Here is a 19,622-nt window from a genome sequence, read left to right on the forward strand (position 1 = left end):
CTCGCCCCGGCTGCTCTGAGCTGACACATCCAAGGTTCCCAGCGCATGCGGAGGCCACCGGAAGCGGTCCCAAGTGTCGACGGACTTGTATGGCTGACCGCCGAGGCGAACCCAAAGGGGGCAACGGGTGCTCAACGTTGACCGCGTGGCAGCTCGCACCGCGGCATGTGGACCGCTTCTACGCTGGCCCGAGCCGCTTCCCTCACCCAGGCCCGGCAACTCCGTCGACCGACCTCCCCCGGCCGGCGGGAGGCGATGCCGGCTTGCCTCGCACGCGAGGACGGCCTTCCGCTATTGCGGTGCGATGGCTTTGAGCCAGTCCTCGACGGCGAGGACCTCTGCCCACTGCGGGAACAGCTTTTCGGTAAGCATCGTGTGCACCTCGGGGTCGGTGTCGAGGCAGGCGTCCGCCAGGACGGTGAGGCCGAAGTCCAGGTCGATGGCGTGCCACAGAGTGGACAGCACTACAGCGCTGGTGGCGATGCCGGTGAGGACAAGGCTGTCGATATCGCGAGCCCTGAGTACCAAGTCGAGGTCGCTGCCCGAGAAGGCACTCCCCCGTCTCTTGGTCACCACGACGTCGCCCTGCTGGGGGGCGACGTCGTCATGGATCTCGGTGCCGGGCTGCCCCTCGGTGAAAAGGCCGGCCCGTACGATGTCTGTCATCACCTTGTTGCGGGGGCTGACTCCCGGATCGCCCGGCCGTAACCCGATCACCACGTAGATCACGGGGATGCCTGCAGCCCGGGCTCCGTCGATCGCCTGGCGCAGGCGCGGCAGATATCCGGAACCGTCGTCGGCGATAGCCACGATGTCCCGTTGGACGTCCATCACCAGAAGCGCACTGTTCCCCATGCTCCGTCCCTTCTCCGTGGAAGAACAGGAGCAAGTCTGGTGGATCAGCCGAGCCGTGGGCGGGGGTTCCCGCAGATCCCCGTCAGCGTCGCGCCGCAGTGCGCCCATGACCGGTGTCAGTTCTTGTCCTGCAGGACAACGGAGGTGCTGCGGTCGAGCGCGCCGTGCTCGCCTGTGGGAGCCCGGAGGTTCGGGGCCGTCAGGACGGCATGGCGGCCGCCGCGGCTTCGTTGATCTTCTCGAAGGGTGACCGGCGGATCAGCCGGTCGAACGGGAGGCGCCCCTCCCCTCCCGGTGCAGGCCGATCAGCCGGGGCAGGAAGCGCTGCGGATCGGCGTCGCCCTGGTTGGTGCCGAGCAGGCGGATGCCCCCGGCCGAGGAGGTCGGGGACGGCCACCGGGGGCTAAGAGCTGGCCGCGGCGGTGTGTGTTTCGCGATCGCTCGCGGCCCGGCTGCCGGACTATTCACTCCAGCTTGCTGTCACTGCGATGCGTTCCTTCCACTGCCTCATGCCCTCACCGCCCGCCTCCCAGCGGTCGCAGAACTGGCGCAGTTGTTCGCATCTGGCCAGCATGGCGGCCCTGCGGTCCGCCCAGGTGGGCACTTGCCCGCCGTAGGCTCGGAAGAGGTGGTCGAGGGCGTGGACGCATCCGGGGTGATGCATCCGCACGATCCACTCGCACCATGCAAGGTCTTCGACGGGAGCTCCGAGGTGGGCGAACTCCCAATCGACTATGGCGGTCACTTCAAAGGTGTCGGGGTTGAGCAGCACATTGTGGGGCCCGAAGTCTCCGTGCACCAAGACCTCGCCGGCCTCGTTCCTGCCTGCGGTCAGCACGTCGGGCGCGACCATGTGGATACGACGCAGCAGTTCTCCGCAGCTCGCCAGCACCGCCGCGGGCTGAGCTTCCAGGAGTTCCTGGCCCGGGACACCTGCCATGAAGCCGAGCGTCAGGGTGGCCGTGGTCGCTGCGCGCACGGGCGGCACTGGCAACTGGTCGTGGAGTCGGGTCAGCAGAGTGTGCTCGCGACGCAGTCTGAGGTCGGCGTCGGGTCCTTCATAGGTCTTTTCCACGACGGCCCCGTCGCTAAGGGTGCTGTTTGTGTAGCCGTGCTTCAAGGGACGCATCCACAGATCATCAACCACCTGCGGTCCTCCGGTCACTCCTGGCTGCCTACCCGGTCGCGGACGAGAGGAGTGGTGCGAGGCCCGGGCTTCGTCGAAGGGCTGCCGGGCCTGGAGGCAGCGGTGGAGTTGGCCGAGGAAGCGGTTGAGCAGGTGGCGCTGGGCGGCGTTGTGCCAGTCGCCGTGCTCGCGTCGGCGCCGGCAGTGGGCGTTCGCTCCGGGTGAGGCCTGGAGGCTGAGAAGGCCCAGAGGAAGCCCGCGTGCATCAGGCGGGTGTTCTTGACGAAGCAGCGGCCGACGAAGCGTTTCTTGCCGACCAGAGCCGGAATCGCCTGCGCTCTCTGCCACACGCCCACCACAGAGTTGGTGTACCTGGTCCTCAGCGCCCGGTCACCCTTCCCGCAACGAGAGGACGTCCAGGAATACCGGTGCCCCGCCGGCTGCCACCGGCTGCACCCCGAGCGGTGGAAGGAGACGGTGCCGCCGCTGCCCGGCGACGGCGCCTGACGGTGTCGTGCGAGTACTGCGCAACGACGGTCAGCCAGATCTGTGTCCTCGAAGGAGCCGCCGTAGGCCTTGTGGCCAAGAGGCTCCGCATCACAGGTGGCGTCGAACCGGTTCGCAGGAACTTAGCAGCGAGGAAAGCTCTCAGCAACACCTCTGACGCGAGCGGAGTCCGCAGAACACCCGGTTACGGGATAGTTTCGAGAAGTTCCGCCGCAGGCGTTGACAGCCCTCTGCGTCGTTCCTATCTTCGCTTCACCGAACCGGTTCGACGACCGGTGATCGGTGGACTTGCCACCGAAGTGCCGAAGCACCCGAGTGCCGGAGTGCCCACTTCACCACCTACGCGATTCGAGGATTCCGTTGCACGGAACATCGAATCGGTTCGACCAAGGAGTCGCCGTGAACATTGGTGAGATCGCCAAGCGGGCCGGTGTCTCGCGCTCCACCGTCTCGTACACGCTGAGCGGCAAACGCCCGGTGTCGGACGACACGCGCCGGAAGATCCAGGAGGTCATCGACGAGCTGGGCTACCGCCCGAACGCCAGCGCCCGCGCCCTGGCCAACGGCCGGACCAGCACGATCGGCCTGGTCTTCCCGCCGGCCGGGAACCACTACACCGGGATGCAGCTGGACTTCATCGGCAGCGTGGTGGAGGCCGCCGCGGCCCAGGACTACGACGTACTGCTGTCCCCGAGCGGCGTGGACAGCGACCGCTCGTTCCAGCGGCTGCTGGGCGAGCGGCGGGTCGACGGCGCGATCCTGATGGAGATCAGGCTGGAGGACGACCGGGTCGACCACCTGGCCGCCCTGGGCTTCCCCTCCGTCGCCATCGGCCGCACCGCCCATCCGGAAGGCGGCTGGTGGGTCAGCCTGGACCACGCCGCACTCGCGGCGGCGTGCGTCCACCACCTCGCGGACCTCGGCCACAGCCGGATCGCCCTCGTCAACCGGCCCGAACAGCTTCTGCGGGCCGGTTACGAGTCCGCCCACCGGGGGCTGGAGGGCTTCACCAAGGCCGCGGCCGAGCGCGGGCTGACCGTTCGGACCTACTGCTGCGGGGACGACGCCGCCTCCGGCCAGGCATGCCTGGAGCGGATCCTGCACGACGATCCGGCCACCACAGCCCTGGTCACACTGAACGAGGCCGCGCTCGGTGGCCTCTACCGGGGGCTCGCCCAGGCGGACCGCCACGTACCGCGCGACTTCTCCGTCACCGGAGTCGTGGCCAGCCGGTGGGCAGAGACGGTGACCCCGCAGCTCACCGCGGCCGACGTACCGGCGGAGGAGATGGGCCGCCGCGCCGTCGAACTGCTGGTGGAGCGGCTCGACCATCCCGACGCACCGCCCCGGCACCATCTCCTCGCGCCGCCGATCTCCCTGCGGGCGAGCACAGGGCCCGCGCACGCCAGGCCCACCGCGGGCGACACGCCCGCCACCGACTTCTGACCCCCTCCCCGCACACCACCCCCTGCCCCACGCCCGAACTGCTCGGCGGACGCCCTTCTCCGCGCCCGCCTGCCCTTTCCACCCCGCGCCCTCGGCACTCGCATGTCCAGAACAAGGGAACCCTCAATGAACCGCTTCTCCAGACACCGCCGTCTGACCGCCGCAGCCCTGACCGTCCTGACCGTGGCCGCCGGTGCCACCGCCTGCGGCTCCGACTCGGGCAGCGCCGACTCCAAGAGCGCGGACAGCGGCACGTACACCATCTGGGACCCGTACCCGCAGTTCGACAAGACCTCGGCCTGGGCGAAGCTGCTGGACGACTGCGGCACCAAGGCGGGCGTGAAGATCAAGCGGACCGCCTTCGACACCAGCGACCTGGCGAACAAGGCGCTGCTGGCGGCACAGCAGGACAACTCCGCCGACGTGCTCATCGTCGACAACCCGGTGGTGTCGACCCTGGCCGAGGCGGGCGTGCTCACCACGACCGACGACAACAAGCTGGACACCTCGAAGGCGGACCCGAACCTGCTCGCGGCCGGCCAGTCGGGCGGCAAGACGTACGGCACGCCGATCGGCGCCAACACCCTCGCCCTCTACTACAACAAGAAGGTCCTGAAGGACGCCGGCGTCGACGTCGCCTCGGTCAAGGACTGGAAGTCGCTGACGGCGGCCCTGGACAAGGTCAAGAAGGCCGGCAAGAAGGGCATCACCTTCTCCGCCATCGGCACGGAGGAAGGCAGCTTCCAGTTCCTGCCCTGGTTCTGGGGTTCGGGCGCGAAGCTGACCGAACTCGACTCTGCCGAGGGCGTCTCCGCGCTGAAGCTCTGGACCGACTGGCTGAAGAAGGGGTACGCCCCCAACTCGGTCATCAACAACACCCAGACCACCAGCTGGCAGGAGTTCGCCAGCGGCGACTACGCCTTCGCCGAGAACGGCACCTGGCAGCTCGCCAACGCGAAGAAGGCGGGCTTCGACTACGGCGTCCTGCCCGTACCCGGCGCCGGCGGAGGCAGTGCCGCGGCCCCGACCGGCGGCGAGTTCGTCACCATCCCGGTCCAGGGCGACACGGGCCGCTACGCCACCTCCCAGAAGCTGGTGTCCTGCCTGACCAGCAGCGAGAACCTGTACGCCACCGACACCACCCTGTCGTACGTGGCCCCGACCAGCGAGGTCCAGGACAAGCAGGTGGCGTCGAACGCCGAGCTGAAGCCCTGGGTGGAGGCGGTCAAGGCCGCCAAGGGGCGCACCAGTGACGACCTCGGCACCAAGTACCCGAAGATCTCCGAGCAGCTGTGGAAGGCCGTCCAGTCCGCCCTCAGCGGCTCCAAGTCGCCCGAGGACGCGCTCTCCGCGGCGCAGGACGCCGCCACCAAGTAAACCGTCAGGCAACCCCGACCCAGGGTCTTCGATGAAGCGCACGACACAACTGCCGGACCGCCGGCCGGTGCGTGACGGGAACGGGGCGGCGGCCGTCGCCGCCCCGCCACCGGGCCCCACCGCGCCCCGACGCCGTCGCCCCACCTCCCAGCAGTGGGCCGCCTGGGCCTTCCTCGCCCCGGTCACCCTCTACTTGGTCCTCTTCTACGCCTATCCGCTCTACCGCAACCTCGATCTGAGCCTGCGCCACTACACCGTCCGCTCCTTCGTGCAGGGCGACGCTCCGTTCACCGGCCTCGCGAACTACCGGACGGTCTTCGACGACCCGACCTTCGGCCCGGCCCTGACCCACACCGTGGTGTTCACCGCCGTGTGCCTGTTCTTCCAGTACGCCATCGGCCTGGCCCTCGCGGTCTTCTTCAACCAGCACTTCCGGCTGTCGGCGACCTTGCGGGCGCTGTTCCTGGTGCCGTGGCTGCTTCCGCTGATCGTGTCGGCCTCGACCTGGTCGTGGATGCTCAACAGCGACTCCGGCATCGTCAACGCCTCCTTGCACGCCCTCGGCATCGGACCGGTGAACTGGCTGACCTCGCCGGACTGGTCGCTGACCTCGGTGATCATCGCGAACATCTGGATCGGCGTCCCGTTCAACCTGGTCGTGCTCTACAGCGGCCTCCAGTCGATCCCTGGCTCGCTGTACGAGGCGGCGGCCCTCGACGGCGCGAGCGTCTGGCGACGCTTCTGGAGCATCACCTTCCCGCTGCTGCGCCCCGTGTCCGCGATCACCCTGCTGCTCGGGCTGGTCTACACGCTCAAGGTCTTCGACATCATCTGGATCATGACCAAGGGCGGCCCGGCGGACTCGTCCACCACCTTCGCCACCTGGTCCTACCAGCTCGGTTTCGGCAACCTGCTGCCCGCCTTCGGCCCTGGCGCGGCCGTCGGCAACCTGCTCGTGGTCGCCGCCCTGGTCTTCGGCCTGGTGTACCTGAGGGTCCAGAGAAAGCAGGCACTGGCATGAACGACCTGCCGCGCCGGTTCCGCGGTACGGGGTGGAAGACCGCCCTGGGCCTGGCACTCACCGCCGTCATGCTCTTCCCGGTCTACTGGATGCTCAATGTGTCCTTCACCCGCGACCAGGACATGCGCAAGTCCCCGCCCGACCTGTTCCCCGTGCACGGCACGCTGTCCGGCTACCGCGCCGTGTTCGACCAGCAGTTGCCCTACCTGGGCACCAGCCTCGTCGTCGGCCTCGGCACGGTCGCGCTGACCGTGGCGCTGGCGGCGCCCGCCGGATACGCGCTGGCGAAACTCCGGCCCCGCGGCGGCGGAGTCCTCAGTTTCCTCTTCCTGGTGGCCCAGATGATCCCCGGCATCATCATGGCGATGGGCTTCTACGCCATCTACCTCCAGCTCGGCCTGCTCCAGTCCGTCTCCGGCCTGATCATCGCCGACTCCACCCTGGCCGTCCCCTTCGCGGTACTGATCTTCACCGCGTTCATGTCCGGCATCCCCGGCGAACTGCTCCAGGCCGCGCAGATGGACGGAGCCGGGCCACTGCGCACCTTCCGGTCCGTGGTGCTGCCGATGAGCCGCAACTCGGTCGTCACCGTGTCGCTGTTCGCGTTCCTGTGGTCGTGGTCCGACTTCGTCTTCGCCAACACCCTGGTCAACGGAGGCGCCCACGAGCCGATCACCCTCGGCATCTACCACTACATCGGCAACAACAACCAGGAGTGGAACGCCATCATGGCCACCGCCGTCGTGGCCTCGCTGCCCGCCACGGTGATCCTCGTCCTCGCCCAGCGCTACGTGGCCGCCGGCGTGACGGCCGGAGCCGTCAAGGACTGACCACCACACGACCCCCGTCGGTCACCCCTGCTCAAGAAACGAGTCACACCACATGACCGCCGCCCGATCCGGCCCGGCCTTCTCCATCCACGACATCCCGTTCAGCACGCACGGATCCTGGTTCGGCATCTCTCCCGTGCTCGCGGAGAAGACCCGGGCCGAGGACCTCCACCTCGTCTCGCACCAGAACGGCATGCACGCGATCCTGCGCTTCACGCCCCTCGACGCGACGACGGGCGAACGCGCGGGGACCCGCGTCGAGGCGACCGCGGGCCTGCTCAGCTGGACCGGTGAGCAAGGGCACATAGCCCTCGCCTACGCCGCACCGGACACCGTCCGGCTGCGCGGCGAAGGACTCGGCCTGCGCATCGACGCGGCAGCGGACACCCTGACCCCCTTCACAGGCACCTACTTCTACCGCGACCCGCTGGACGGGGCGTACGTGTTCACCTCGTACGAGACCGGGCGCCGTTACCGGGTCACCATGCTGTCGGGTTCCGTCGCCGAGGTGTCCGGCAGCCAGGCCCTCGCTACCGGCGCACGAGGCGTCACCGTCACCGCGGACGCCGACGGAGTCTGGGAAGCCGCGATCGAGGAACTGGACAGCGCACGCCTGCCCTACACGTCCGCAGAGACGTTCGACGCCGTCGTGGCGAACGCCGAGCACGCCTTCGCCGCGTTCGTCGACGCGGTGGCCCCCTGGCGCTCGTCCGCCACACCTGCCGCCGAACTCGCCGCCTACGTCCTGTGGTCGGCGACGGTCCGTCCGGCGGGGCTGGTCACCCGGCCCGCGGTGCTGATGTCCAAGCACTGGATGGACAAGGTCTGGAGCTGGGACCACTGCTTCAACGCCCTCGCCCTGGCCCCCGCAGTACCGGCCCTGGCGTGGGACCAGTTCTCCCTGCCCTTCGACCACCAGGACGAGACCGGCGCCCTGCCCGACTCGGTGACCCACTCCGAGATCCTCTACAACTTCGTCAAGCCGCCCATCCACGGCTGGACCCTGTCCCACCTGCGCCGAAGACTTCCCGAACCCCTCAGCCGGGCTGAACTCACCGAGATCTACGGCAGGTTGTCCCGGTGGACGGACTTCTGGCTCGCCGCCCGCCGCGCACCGGGCGCCGCCCTGCCCCACTACCAGCACGGCAACGACAGCGGCTGGGACAACGCCACCACCTTCGACCCCGAGCGCGTGGTCGTCACCGCCGACCTGGCCGCCTTCCTCACCCTCCAGCTGCGCGAACTCGCCCGGCTGGCCGCCGAAGTGGACCTGCCCGACGAGGCCCGCCACTGGACCCGTACCGCCGAGGCGACCCAGACCGCGATGCTCGACGAGCTGTGGACGGGAGAGCGGTTCGTGGCCCGCGGCGTCGACACCGCCGCGACCTGGAGCACCTCCAGCCTGCTGGACCTGATGCCGATCGCACTGGGCGAGCACCTGCCCGAGCACATCGGCAAAACCCTGGCCACCCGGATCGAGACCCACCTGACCCCGTACGGCCTGGCCACCGAACTGCCCACCTCACCCCACTACCTCGCCGACGGCTACTGGCGCGGACCGATCTGGGCCCCCGCCACCGTCCTCGTCGAGGACGGCCTGCGCCGCGCCGGCCACCACCGCCTCGCCGACGAGATCAGCGCCCGCTTCCGCACCCTGTGCGAAACCCACGGCTTCGCCGAGAACTTCGACGCCCTCACCGGAACCGGCCTGCGGGACCGCGCCTACACCTGGACCGCCGCCGCCTACCTCCTCCTCGCCGAAGCCCACACACTCCGGCACACCGCGCCCGCACCGGCCGCGCACACCGGCGGCTGAACGGACCCCTGGGCTCCTCTCCTCCGCCCAGGCAGCACCCACCTCTCCCCAGGAGACCCGCCATGCACCACGTACCTCGCCCCCTTCCCCCATCCGGACGCACCAGCAGACTCGCCCGGACGGGTTCCCACCCGCGCACGGTCACCGCGCTCGCAGCCCTGCTGGCGTCGGTCGCGGCCGTCACCCTTCCCGGCACGTCGGCGCAGGCCGCCGACACGACCGTGGCCGTGGACTTCGCCACCGCCGGGGGTGCCCCCACCTACCGCGCCTCCGGCACCATCTACGGAATGTCCGAGAACGGCTCACTGCCCCAGGAGCACTTCTACAAGGACATCAAGTGGAAGTTCATGCGGGCCGGCGGCGCCCAGCTCGACAACCCGGGCGGCTGGGTCGCCGGCAAGTACGACCGCCGCTGGAACTCCACCCTCGCCCAGTACAAGCGCACCAAGACGCTCGGCGGCACCTTCGTCATCCTGCCGCACGACCTGTGGGGCGCCGACGGCACCACCAGCCCCACCTTCCCCGGCGACAACGGCGACTGGTCCAGCTTCGACGCCTTCTACGACCGCCTTCTCAGTGACGTGAAGGCCGCGGGCATGACCGACATCGAGTGGGACATCTGGAACGAGCCCGACTGCCGCACGTTCTGGGGGTCCGGCCAGCCGCAGTACCTGGAGATGTGGAAGCGCTCCTACCAGAAGATCCGGGCCGCCATCCCCGGTGCCGTCGTCGTCGGCCCGAGCACCTGCAGCAGACCCTCGGGGACCAACACCTGGTGGAACACGTACCTCGACTACGTGAAGGCGAACAACGTCGAGCCGAACATCTACAGCTGGCACGACCTCCCCGGAGACCCGGTCGCCGACAGCAACGCGGTGAAGTCCATGCTGTCGGCCCGGTCGATGACCACAAGCCGCCCGTTCCAGGTCAACGAGTACGCCGGCACGACCGAGCAGAACCCGGGCCGTGGCGGCTGGTACATCTCCCGCCTGGAGCGGGCCGGCGCCGACGGCCTGCGCGCCAACTGGGCGTCCGCGAACAACCTGCACGACTTCCAGGCGAAGCTGCTCACCAAGAACAGCGCCGGCCAGTACCTGCCGCTCGGTGAGTGGTTCCTCTACCGCTACTACGGCTCCCAGACCGGCAACATCGTGAAGGTGACGGCCGGTACGAACACCGACGCTCTGGCCACCAAGGACAACACGGCCCGCAACGCCAAGATCCTGCTGGGCAGCAACGGCAACACCGGCAACGTCACCGTCGCCCTCAACCGCCTCGACACCACCCCCCTGGTGGAGAACGGCCGGGTCCGCGCGATCGTCCAGCGCATACCGAACAACAACGGCGGCGCGGTGACAGGTCCGGTCACCGTCTCCGACCAGACCCTGACCGTCAGCGGCAACTCGGCTTCGGTGAGCGTGCCGTGGACGAACGCCACCGACGGCTACACCGTCACCCTGCTCCCGCCGTCCAACACCACCGTCGCCACCGTCGCCGTCGCTCAGCACAGCGGCCAGTGCCTGGACGACACCAACCTGTCCACCGCCAACGGCACGCAGTACCAGCAGTACTACTGCGAGGGCGGCTACCAGCAGATGCTCGACTTCAAGCCGGTCGCCGGACGGGCGAACACCTACACCATCGTCAATGAGCACAGCGACAAGTGCCTGGACATCTCGGGCGCCTCCACGGCCGACGGTGCCGCCGTCATCCAGAACACCTGCAACGGCTCCACGAACCAGATGTTCACCCTGAAGCCCGTCACCGCGCTCGGCAACAGCAAGGACTACCAGCTGGCCGCCGTCCACAGCGGCAAGTGCGTCGACGTCAGCCAGATCTCGACCGCCGCCGGAGCCAAGATCCACCAGTGGACCTGCGACCCGCAGAGCGCGCTGACCAACAAGAAGAACCAGATCTGGCGCCTCCAGGGCATGGGCTGACCCGCGCCCCCGTCCCCCATGGGGGCTCCCGGCCGGCCACAGACGGGAGCCCCACCGCCGAGGCTCACGCACACCGAGAGAACCACTGACCGGCTGTCTCCCCACAACTCGGGGGGCGGGTCCAGCCCGGGCCGTCCCCCCACTCACAAAGGAGCCGCAGTATGAAATCTCGCTGGACACGTCCCGGATCCGCATCCCGCACCGGACGCCGAGCGACCTCGTCCGTGGCCGTCCTCCTGGCCGCCCTGGCCACGACCCTGGTGCCCGCCGGCCCGTCGCAGGCCGCGGACACCAGCGTCACCGTCGACTTCGCGACCACCAAGGGTGCCCCCGGCTACCGCGCCTCGGGCATGATCTACGGGCTGACCGCCGACGGGTCGCAGCCGCCGGACCACTTCTTCACCGACATCAAGTGGCACTTCATGCGGGCCGGCGGCGCACAGCTCAACGGTGGCGGCTACGCCACCAGCCTCGCCGACTACCAGACCCGCTGGAACTCCACCCTTGCCCAGTACAAGCGCACCAAGGCGCTCGGCGGCACGTTCGTCATCCTGCCGCACGACCTGTGGGGCGCCGACGGCACCACCAACCAGGGCTTTCCCGGTGACAACGGCAACTGGACGCTGTTCGACAACTTCGTCAGGCAGCTCATCTCCGACGTCAAGGCCAACAACATGACGGTGGAGTGGGACCTGTGGAACGAGCCGGACCTCAGAGGCTTCTGGGGCCGGTCCCAGAGCCAGTACCTGCAGATGTGGTCGCGGTTCCACGCCGCCGTGCGGGCCGACCTGCCCGGGCAGCTCATCGTCGGCCCCAGCACGGCGAACCCGCCCAGCTCCTCCAACACCTGGTGGACCACCTTCCTGAACCACGTCAAAACCAACAACGTCGCCCCCGACATCTACAGCTGGCATGCCATACCCCACGACCCCGTCACGGCCGTCAGCAACGCCAACTCGACCCTCGCCGCGGCGGGCCTGGCCAACACCCGCCCGTACCAGATCAACGAGTACGCCGGGCGCGAGCAGCAGCACCCCGGTGGCGGCGCCTGGTTCATCGGCCGCCTGGAGCGGGCCGGCGCCGACGGCATGCGCGCCAACTGGGGAGGGGGCCCCAGCCTGCACGACTACGCGGCCAGCCTGCTCACCAAGAACAGCTCCGGCCAGTACCTGCCGCTCGGTGAGTGGTTCATGTACCGCTACTACGGCTCGCAGACCGGCAACGTCGTGAACCTCACCGCCGGTACGAACACCGACGGGCTGGCGACGAAGGACAACTCCGCGCGCAACGCCAAGATCCTCATCGGCAGCAACGGCAACACCGGCAACGTCACCGTCAACCTCAACCGCCTCGACACCACCTCGGTCGTGGAGAACGGCCGGGTCCGCGCCGTCGTCCAGCGTGTCCCGTACGACAACGGCACCGCCGTGACCGGCCCGACGACCGTTTCCGACACCACCCTGACCGTCGGCAACAACGCCGCCACCCTGACGGTCCCCTACGCAAACGCCCAGGACGGCTACACCATCACCCTGCTCCCGCCGTCCAACACCACCGTCTCCACGGTCGCCGTCAGCCAGAACAGCGGGCAGTGCCTGGACGACACCAACCTCAGCCAGGCCGACGGCACGCAGTACCAGCAGTACTCCTGCGAGGGCGGCTACCAGCAGATGTTCGACTTCAAGCCGGTCGCCGGACGCCCCGACACCTACACGGTGGTCAACCAGCACAGCGGCAAGTGCCTGGACGTCTCCGGCGCCTCCACCGCCGACGGCGCCGCCGTCATCCAGTGGACCTGCAGCGGCACCACCAACCAGATGTTCACCCTCCGCCCCGTCACCGCGCTCGGCAACAGCAAGGACTACCAGCTCGTCGCCGTCCACAGCGGCAAGTGCGTCGACGTCTCCGGCGTCTCCACCCGGCCGCGCGCCGTGGTCCACCAGTGGACCTGCGACTCCGGCGGCACCCTCAGCACCAAGAAGAACCAGATCTGGCGGCTCCAGGGCATGCGCTGACCCATCCGTTGAGCACGGGGGCTCCCAGCAGGGCTGGGAGCCCCCAGACCTCATTCCGTACCTGATCCCGCCCGCACGCCGCTGACGCCGGAGCAGGTGGAGCGGGGCTTCGACTACCTCCTGGCGCTCCGGATGGGCGGCGGCGCCGCTGTCACCGGGCGGGCGGGCGGGAGCGGACCCGGAGCCGGCGTTCGTCCTGCTGCGGCTGGCCGAGGACATCGTCCGGCCTGTCACGGCCGTGGACGGGGAGGCCGACCCGTGTGCGGACTCCTTCGCGCTGGCCGAGGTCGGGTGCGTGCTGCTGTCCGCGCTGCGGGACTGGGCGCGGGACTCCCCCTCCACTGTCCACCTCAGCCTCGCCGGGATACGACGGCTGATCACCCGCCTCACCGACCGCCGGCCCACACCCGTCGAGCACATCCTGCACGGTGAGGTTCCCCCGAGATGCGGGAAGACGTGACAGAGGGTCAGATGGGTGTCATGAGAGGAGCCAGGACGAAGCCTGCACCGAGGAAGTACCCGCTGGAGTTGCGTGAGCGTGCGTGTGCTTCAGGCGACGGCCAGCTGTCCGGCCGCGCGTAGGGACAGCGCCTGGTGGTAGCGGCGCAGCAGGAGCAGGGCGGTGGCGGCGAGGCCGGTGAGGAGGCCGAGCCAGACGCCGACGGTCTCCAGTCCGGCGAGGTTCCCGAAGAGCCAGGCGGCGGGCAGGCCGATCAGCCAGTAGCCGACGAGGGTGATGCGGAAGCCGCTCTTGGTGTCGTCCAGGCCGCGCAGCAGGCCCACGCCGATGTTCTGGGTGCAGTCGAAGAACTGCAGGACGGCCGCAACCAGCAACAAGTTCGTGGCGATGTCGGTCGCGCTGTGCCCGTCGGCGGACGCCGGGTCGAGGAACGGGCGCAGCACCAGGCCCGGCACAGTGAGGTAGACGACGCCGACCACGGCCATCACGGCCGCCGCGCACGCCAGCGCCGTGTTCTTGATACGGCGGGCGGCGTCAATGCGGTCCAGGGCGAGTTCTCGGCTGACGTTGAGGGACGCGGCGTGGGAGAGGCCGACGGCGATCTGGAAGACGATGTAGATCAGCTGGTTGACGGCGGTGTGCGCGGCGAGCGCGGCGCTGCCGAAGGTGCCGATCAGCAGGGCGACGACGGAGAAGAAGCCTGCCTCGGAGCCGTAGGTGGCGGCGATGGGCACGCCCAGGCCGGTCAGCCGGCGCAGGGTGGCCGGGCGGGCCTTCCAGATCCGGACGTCGAGCAGCGGGGCAAGCCGGGGGTCGCGGCGGGCGGAGGCGTGCAGGGCGACGCAGGTCAGCAGGTAGACAAGCGAGGTGGAGATGCCGATGCCCGGCAGGCCCCACTCGGGGAACACCCAAGTGCCGTGTATGAGCACCCAGTTGAGGCCCGCGTTGACCGCGACTGAAGCGATCGTGATCTGCAGCAGGGCCTGGGGGCGGCGCATGCCGACGGTGAACTGTCGGATCGCCTGGAACCACAGGCAGGGGATCAGACCGGGCGCGAGTGCGAGCAGTACTGGCCAGGCCGTGTCCACGACCTCGGGGTCCTGGCCGAGGTAGGCGACAGCCCGGCCGATCAGCAGGATGACAACCGCGCCGACGATGCCGGCCAGGATGGCCAGAGCCAGGGCGGCGCGGACGACGTCCCTGACTTCCTCTGTCGCCGCCTCGGAGAGTTCCTCGTCCTCGTCGGCGCGGGCGGAGGCGGCGGACACCTGGTTGCCGACGGCGGTGACCAGACCGACGCCCATGGTGCGCAGCTGGTTGAAGATGACCATCGCCAGGCCGCCGCCGGCCAGCGCCTCGGCGCCCATCAGGCCCATCATCACGGTGTCGGTGGTGGTGAGGGCGACCTGGGCGAGTTGGGTCAGGGCGAGCGGTACGGCCAGGGTCGCCAGGGCGCGGCTGTCGCGGAGCAGGGTGGTGAGCGGTGTCGGCATCGGTGTCAGTTCTCGCGGAGTTTGGTCAGCAGCTCGTCGATTTCGCGCTCGACGGCCGGGTCGATGAGATGGCGGGCTTCCATCCAGTCGTCGTTGAAGACGGTGTCCATGTACTTCTCGCCTCCGTCGTTGACCAGCGCGACCATAGTCGTGCCCGGCGCGAGCGAGGACATCCGGGTCAGCGCGTCGTACACTACCCCGCCCGCGGAGCCGCCGATGAGGAGTCCGATACGGCGGGCCAGCACGCGCGCGGTGGCGAACGCCTCGATGTCGCCGACTTTGGCGCCCTCGTCCAGCAGGTCGTAGTCGACCATGGCGCCGATGGTGGCGCCCTCGGGGGTGCCCGTGCCGGACTGGTAGTAGTCGTGGGCGGGCGGTCCGAAGGCGATCGACCCCTTCGGCTCGACGCCGACGATCCGCAGCCCTGGCACGGTCTTGCGTAGTTCCCCGCCGGTTCCGAAGAGTCCTCCGCCGGTTCCCACGGCGCCTATGAGGATGTCGATACGGCCGTCCAGTGCGGCGTCGAGTTCATGGGCCACCGGCCGGTAACCGTCCCCGTTGGCCGGGTTGTTGTGCTGTTCGGTGAAGTAGGCGTTGTCGCTCTCGGCCGCCAGCTTCTCGGCGAACTCCTCGCGGGCGGCCGTGGCCAGTTCCTCGTCTCCGCCCTCGGCGACGTAGATGAGTTCGGCGCCGAGTGCCTTCATGCCGCGCAGTTTGTCGGCGGCGGCGTGATGGTCGACGACCGCCGTGAAGGTGTAGCCGCGCTCGGCCGCGACCACGGCGAGGCCGAGGCCGGTGTTGCCCGAGGTGGACTCGACGATCCGGCCGCCGGGGCGCAGCAGTCCGCGTTCCTCGGCGTCCAGGACCATCTGCCGGGCCATGCGGATCTTCGCGGTGCCGGTCGGGTTGAACTGTTCGAGTTTGAGCAGGAGCCGGCTGCCGGTGTCGGTGCGGCACAGCTCGAAGAGCGGGGTGTGGCCTATGAGGTCGGAGACACGGCTGACCACGGCGGGACGCGAGAGCGCCTTGTCCATCGGATGGCTCCAGGTTTCGGGGAGAGAGTCAGGCGAGTGGATGGCGGTCGAACCGCCAGCGGGACGTGCCGCCGGCGGTGTCGAGGATGACCTTCGGGGGGAGCGGAAGCTCGTGGAAGGGGGACTCGTTGGAGTCCATCTGGTATCCGGCGGTGTTGGGGTAGACGAGCAGGTCACCGATGGCGGGGCGGGTGGGGAACCGCACCTTGCGCCAGGTGACCATGTCGGACTCCAGGCAGGTGGCCCCGCCGACGCAGGCGGCGTACGGCTCACCTGCGGATACCTGGGCGGGCAGCAGCACCGGATCCGGCAGGTACTCGCTGTTGAACCACTGCTCGGACAGGCTGAGGCTGCTCCCGTCCACGGTGACGATGCCGTACCCGGGCCGGTCCTTGACGCCCTGCACGCGGAACGCCGTGCATCCGGCCCCGTCCAGCAGCGCCCGCCCCGGCTCCATCAGGAGCATCACGCCCGCCTCGCGCAGGCGCCCGGCGAGACCGCCCGTGGTGAGGATGGCGCGCAGGGCGTCGGGGCCCGCAACCGGCGAATGGTACGGGTAGAAGTCGGCCGGGCCGAAGGACTTGCCCGCGTGATAGTGCTCGGGCCGCTGGTCGCGCAGGAAGCGTTCCCAGTGCTCGGCGCCGGTGTAGTCGACGGCGAACCCGCCGCCGATGCTGATCCGGTCGGCACGCAGGCCCAGCGTCCTCGCCTTGAGGCACAGGTCGACCAGTTCGGCGGCGAGTTGGGCACGCATCAGCGGGTCGTAGCCGGAGAGGTGGAAGGAGAAGCCCTCCATCGTGACTTCGGCTTCCCGGCACCGTACGAGCGCCGTCTCCAACTCGTCGTCGTCCAGGCCGAATCGGCTGTGCGGCTGGGCGGGCGGAAGTCGCCGCAGCAGCACCCGCGCCGGACGTCCGGCCGACCGCGCCTGCGCGATGACCCGGTCCAGTTCATCGAGGGCGTCCACGGCGATCAGACAGCCCTGCAGCACGGCGACACGCAGCAGGGCGTCCGCCTTGGCGGGCCCGGTGACCACGATGTGCTCGCCGCGCACCCCGTGCCCGAGCGCGTCCTGCAGCTCACCGGCGCTGGCGATGTCGACACCCGTCCCGGACAGGGCACACCGCTCGATCCATACGGCGGCCTTGTTCGCCTTCTTCGCGTAGTACACGTACCCCTCGACGCCGAACTCGTCGAGCACCGCCGTGAAGGAGGCCGCGTTGGCGTCGAAGCGGTCGGGCAGCAGCAGATGGAAGGGGCCACCGATCGCGTACGACAGCTCGTGCGGCAGCCGGCCGGCAAGGACCGCGTCGAGCTGCGGATCCGGGTGGGCCGGCAGCGGCGGGGCCGCCGTCGGGTCGGTCACTGCCACAGCGACACCCGCGTCCCCAGCCCCTGCTCGATGGCCAGCTGCGCGAAACGGTGGCCGAGCGCGATGTCGGTGACGACGAGCCCGCTGTTGTACGCGAAGATCCGCTCGTCCGGCGACTGCCGACCACGCGCGCGTCCCGCCACGACGTCGGGGAACTCGGCGTCCACGGCGGGGAAGTTGCCGTCCGCGTCGGCCATGTCGGTGCCGGTGACCTTCATCTGCGCCTCGCTGGTCGCGATGACCCGGTCCGCCCGCTGGAGAGTGGAGGGCGCGATGCCGTGGCCGACCAGGATCGACAGGGCGCCGGGTTTGAGGTCGTCGGACTCCACGGCGGCCGGCGTGTGCTGGCCCGCGGTGGCGACCACGACGTCGGCGTCCGCCGCGGCGGCCCGTACGTCGTCGACGACCTCCACCTCCCGGTCCGGGAAGTAGTGGTGAAGCCGTTCGCGGACGGCGGCGAGGCCGTCGGGGTGGGTGCCGTAGACCATGAGGCGGTCCAGGTCCGGCAGCGTGGTGAGCAGGAAGGGCAGGGCGAGGCGGCCTTGGGTTCCGGTTCCGATGACGAGGGCGCTGCGGCTGCCGGACGGCGCGCACTCGCGGGCGAGCAGCGCGGATACGGCGGGAGTGCGCAGGGAGCCGATGCGGCCGCAGTCCATCATCGCGACGGGCAGGCCGGTGGTGTCGTCGTAGACGGTGAGGGTCGTGTAGTAGTGCTGCCGGTCACGGGACTTGTCCAGACCGTGCTTGTACGACGTCTTGATCGCGACGACCTCGCGGACACCGTCACGGCCGAGCATGGCGTAGGAGACCGAGTGGCCGTCATCGGGCTTGACGGTGAGCTTGCGCGGGTTGGCGGACTTGCCGTCGGCGAGGGTGCGGTACGCCTGCTCGACCACGTCGACCACGTCGGCGAGGGAGATGTCGATGCCCGCGAGGTCGCTGGTGCTGAGGATGCGCAGGGTCTTGTCGTCCGCGGATGTGTCGGACGGGGTGTCGCCCGTGCGTGCGGAGGTGCCGGTCACGGCTGTTCCCTTTCGTACCAGGGGTTCGGACCAGGGGATTTCGGGGCCAGGGGGTTCGGCCGACGGCTGTTGCTGGGAGGTCAGATCAGGGCCACGAGCGCGGCCTGCCCGTAGCCGTGTTCGTCGGCCTCGGCGAGTGGGCGGCTGCGGCGGCCGGGCACGCGGACCGAGGCGCGCTTGAGCCAGCGGTCGGTGCCGTCGTAGCGGGCTTTGAACGGCACCCGGCCGTGCACGACCACGTCGTTGTCGACGACCAGGACGTCGCCGGGCTCCAGGGCGACGGCGACCGAGACGCGTTCCAGTTCGGCGGTCAGCCGGTCGTAGGCGGCCCGGTAGTCGGCGGGTGCCTCGTCGAGCGGGGTGTAGGCGGGGTCGTACCGCAGGGTCGGGCCGGCTTCGGTCTGCCACAAGGCAGGGACCTTCGGCGGCTCCTGCCCCGTGAAGGACTGCGCCTCGGCGTAGGCGTCGTCGGGGAGGATCGGCAGGACCGGGCGGGACAGCAACGCGATGTCGTCCGCGCTGAGGCGGACGTTGCGGATGCTGGCGGCGGTGGTGGCGACGGCGTCGTGGTTGCGCATGCAGGCGAGCAGCAGCAGGTGGGCGCGGCCGGGGTGGAAGGCGTCCTCGGTGTGCGGGCTGAGCAGTACGGTGCTGCTCGCGCCGGTCTGCTCGTCCTCGTGGCCGGGCGAGGGCACGATGTTGTGCACGAAGCGGCCCTCCTGCTGCCCCTCCCAGGCGATCGGGTGGCCCATGGCCGTGGCGAGCAGCAGCAGCATCACGTCCCAGGCGGCGGCGCTGTCACCGGCCGTGGCCCAACTGCCGGGCGTAGGGCCGATTCCGCCGTCGTCGACGGACAGGCCGCGCAGGACGTACAGGCCGTCGTCGGTGTCGACCGGACGGCACGCCTGGTGAATCGTTTCCCCAAGTCGGGTGGCGGACATCGCAACCCGGCGGAGCAGCTCCGGCCGGGCGGCCGAACTGCCGAAGTCGGCAAGGATCTTGTGGGCGGTCTCGGTCAGCTCCTCGACGGCGTGCGAGTCGAGCTGTCGGACGGGTGCGGCTCCCGTAGGCATGGCGCAGACATCCCTTTCGGGGGTGGGTGCGGGGTGCGGGTGCAGTGGAGCTCTGAGCGCCGACCTGTGAGTTTTCTGTGGGCCGGCTCGGCGATCACTGCCGAAACGTATCAGCGGCGGTTAGGCAAGGCAAGCCTTACTGGACCCTTATGCTCCTCCTGGGTGCCACCCGCCCCACGTACGCCACTTCATGCTCCCGTGCGCCGATCTGACGCCCCGACAGCGATCGGGAAAG

16 protein-coding genes and 1 pseudogene are annotated in these 19,622 nt (G+C 69.5%); 9 read left to right on the forward strand and 8 right to left on the reverse strand.

The window, feature by feature from the left end; genetic code table 11:
* Nucleotides 1–291 precede the first annotated feature (291 nt).
* From ACZ4YY_RS34180 to ACZ4YY_RS34190, 3 genes and pseudogenes are all read right to left on the reverse strand, one after another.
* On the reverse strand, nt 292–855 hold the full coding sequence (locus tag ACZ4YY_RS34180; protein ID WP_468298856.1) for a cysteine hydrolase family protein: 564 nt from the start codon (nt 853–855) through the stop codon (nt 292–294).
* A 460-nt stretch (nt 856–1,315) separates the two neighbouring features.
* Entirely contained in the window at nt 1,316–2,002 is a 687-nt protein-coding gene (locus tag ACZ4YY_RS34185) for a phosphotransferase family protein (protein ID WP_468298857.1), read from the reverse strand.
* Nucleotides 2,003–2,030: 28 nt separating this feature from the next.
* A pseudogene (locus ACZ4YY_RS34190) lies at nt 2,031–2,295 on the reverse strand (IS110 family transposase); the annotation flags it as partial.
* Here ACZ4YY_RS34190 and ACZ4YY_RS34195 point away from each other — a divergent pair.
* From ACZ4YY_RS34195 to ACZ4YY_RS34235, 9 genes are all read left to right on the forward strand, one after another.
* A complete protein-coding gene (locus ACZ4YY_RS34195; protein ID WP_468298889.1) occupies nt 2,291–2,488 on the forward strand; it encodes a hypothetical protein in 198 nt (65 codons plus the stop codon). The pseudogene ACZ4YY_RS34190 and the gene ACZ4YY_RS34195 overlap by 5 nt on opposite strands.
* A gap of 399 nt (nt 2,489–2,887) precedes the next feature.
* Nucleotides 2,888–3,934: a LacI family DNA-binding transcriptional regulator gene (locus tag ACZ4YY_RS34200; RefSeq protein ID WP_468298858.1), complete on the forward strand. Its 1,047-nt coding sequence runs from the start codon at nt 2,888–2,890 to the stop codon at nt 3,932–3,934.
* Nucleotides 3,935–4,060: 126 nt separating this feature from the next.
* Nucleotides 4,061–5,311, forward strand: a complete 1,251-nt coding sequence (locus ACZ4YY_RS34205; RefSeq protein WP_468298859.1) for a sugar ABC transporter substrate-binding protein — start codon at nt 4,061–4,063, stop codon at nt 5,309–5,311.
* Nucleotides 5,312–5,342: 31 nt separating this feature from the next.
* Complete coding sequence (locus ACZ4YY_RS34210; RefSeq protein WP_468298860.1) at nt 5,343–6,332, forward strand: carbohydrate ABC transporter permease; 990 nt, start codon at nt 5,343–5,345, stop codon at nt 6,330–6,332.
* Nucleotides 6,329–7,162 carry a carbohydrate ABC transporter permease gene (locus ACZ4YY_RS34215; RefSeq protein WP_468298861.1) on the forward strand — a complete coding sequence of 278 codons (834 nt, stop codon included), beginning with the start codon at nt 6,329–6,331 and terminating at the stop codon, nt 7,160–7,162. The genes ACZ4YY_RS34210 and ACZ4YY_RS34215 overlap by 4 nt, the downstream gene beginning before the upstream one ends.
* 52 nt (nt 7,163–7,214) lie before the next feature.
* Nucleotides 7,215–8,978 carry an amylo-alpha-1,6-glucosidase gene (locus tag ACZ4YY_RS34220; protein ID WP_468298862.1) on the forward strand — a complete coding sequence of 588 codons (1,764 nt, stop codon included), beginning with the start codon at nt 7,215–7,217 and terminating at the stop codon, nt 8,976–8,978.
* Between the two features lie 62 nt (nt 8,979–9,040).
* Complete coding sequence (locus tag ACZ4YY_RS34225) at nt 9,041–10,918, forward strand: RICIN domain-containing protein (RefSeq protein WP_468298863.1); 1,878 nt, start codon at nt 9,041–9,043, stop codon at nt 10,916–10,918.
* Nucleotides 10,919–11,142: 224 nt separating this feature from the next.
* Nucleotides 11,143–12,933: an RICIN domain-containing protein gene (locus ACZ4YY_RS34230; protein ID WP_468298864.1), complete on the forward strand. Its 1,791-nt coding sequence runs from the start codon at nt 11,143–11,145 to the stop codon at nt 12,931–12,933.
* Nucleotides 12,934–13,171: 238 nt separating this feature from the next.
* A complete protein-coding gene (locus tag ACZ4YY_RS34235) occupies nt 13,172–13,393 on the forward strand; it encodes a hypothetical protein (RefSeq protein WP_468298865.1) in 222 nt (73 codons plus the stop codon).
* Between the two features lie 89 nt (nt 13,394–13,482).
* Here the strand turns inward: ACZ4YY_RS34235 and ACZ4YY_RS34240 are convergent, their stop codons facing one another.
* The 5 genes from ACZ4YY_RS34240 to ACZ4YY_RS34260 all read right to left on the reverse strand — a co-directional run bounded on the left by ACZ4YY_RS34240 (nt 13,483) and on the right by ACZ4YY_RS34260 (nt 19,387).
* Nucleotides 13,483–14,886, reverse strand: coding sequence for an MATE family efflux transporter (locus tag ACZ4YY_RS34240; protein ID WP_468298866.1), 1,404 nt, complete (start codon nt 14,884–14,886; stop codon nt 13,483–13,485).
* 5 nt (nt 14,887–14,891) lie between these two features.
* Nucleotides 14,892–15,920, reverse strand: a complete 1,029-nt coding sequence (locus ACZ4YY_RS34245; protein ID WP_468298867.1) for a cysteine synthase family protein — start codon at nt 15,918–15,920, stop codon at nt 14,892–14,894.
* 28 nt (nt 15,921–15,948) lie between these two features.
* Complete coding sequence (locus ACZ4YY_RS34250) at nt 15,949–17,292, reverse strand: Y4yA family PLP-dependent enzyme (protein WP_468298868.1); 1,344 nt, start codon at nt 17,290–17,292, stop codon at nt 15,949–15,951.
* Nucleotides 17,283–18,314: an ornithine cyclodeaminase family protein gene (locus tag ACZ4YY_RS34255; protein ID WP_468298869.1), complete on the reverse strand. Its 1,032-nt coding sequence runs from the start codon at nt 18,312–18,314 to the stop codon at nt 17,283–17,285. The genes ACZ4YY_RS34250 and ACZ4YY_RS34255 overlap by 10 nt, the downstream gene beginning before the upstream one ends.
* Before the next feature lie 80 nt (nt 18,315–18,394).
* Nucleotides 18,395–19,387: a TauD/TfdA family dioxygenase gene (locus ACZ4YY_RS34260; RefSeq protein WP_468298870.1), complete on the reverse strand. Its 993-nt coding sequence runs from the start codon at nt 19,385–19,387 to the stop codon at nt 18,395–18,397.
* Between the last annotated feature and the right edge of the window lie 235 nt (nt 19,388–19,622).

The organism is Streptomyces sp. NPDC030143, assembly GCF_055573695.1.

Coding starts and splice junctions, on each gene's coding strand:
- ACZ4YY_RS34180 (WP_468298856.1), bottom strand. CDS start 855: ATGGGGAACAGTGCGCTTCTGGTGATGGACGTCCAACGGGACATCGTG.
- ACZ4YY_RS34205 (WP_468298859.1), top strand. CDS start 4,061: ATGAACCGCTTCTCCAGACACCGCCGTCTGACCGCCGCAGCCCTGACC.
- ACZ4YY_RS34210 (WP_468298860.1), top strand. CDS start 5,343: ATGAAGCGCACGACACAACTGCCGGACCGCCGGCCGGTGCGTGACGGG.
- ACZ4YY_RS34215 (WP_468298861.1), top strand. CDS start 6,329: ATGAACGACCTGCCGCGCCGGTTCCGCGGTACGGGGTGGAAGACCGCC.
- ACZ4YY_RS34220 (WP_468298862.1), top strand. CDS start 7,215: ATGACCGCCGCCCGATCCGGCCCGGCCTTCTCCATCCACGACATCCCG.
- ACZ4YY_RS34225 (WP_468298863.1), top strand. CDS start 9,041: ATGCACCACGTACCTCGCCCCCTTCCCCCATCCGGACGCACCAGCAGA.
- ACZ4YY_RS34240 (WP_468298866.1), bottom strand. CDS start 14,886: ATGCCGACACCGCTCACCACCCTGCTCCGCGACAGCCGCGCCCTGGCG.
- ACZ4YY_RS34245 (WP_468298867.1), bottom strand. CDS start 15,920: ATGGACAAGGCGCTCTCGCGTCCCGCCGTGGTCAGCCGTGTCTCCGAC.
- ACZ4YY_RS34260 (WP_468298870.1), bottom strand. CDS start 19,387: ATGCCTACGGGAGCCGCACCCGTCCGACAGCTCGACTCGCACGCCGTC.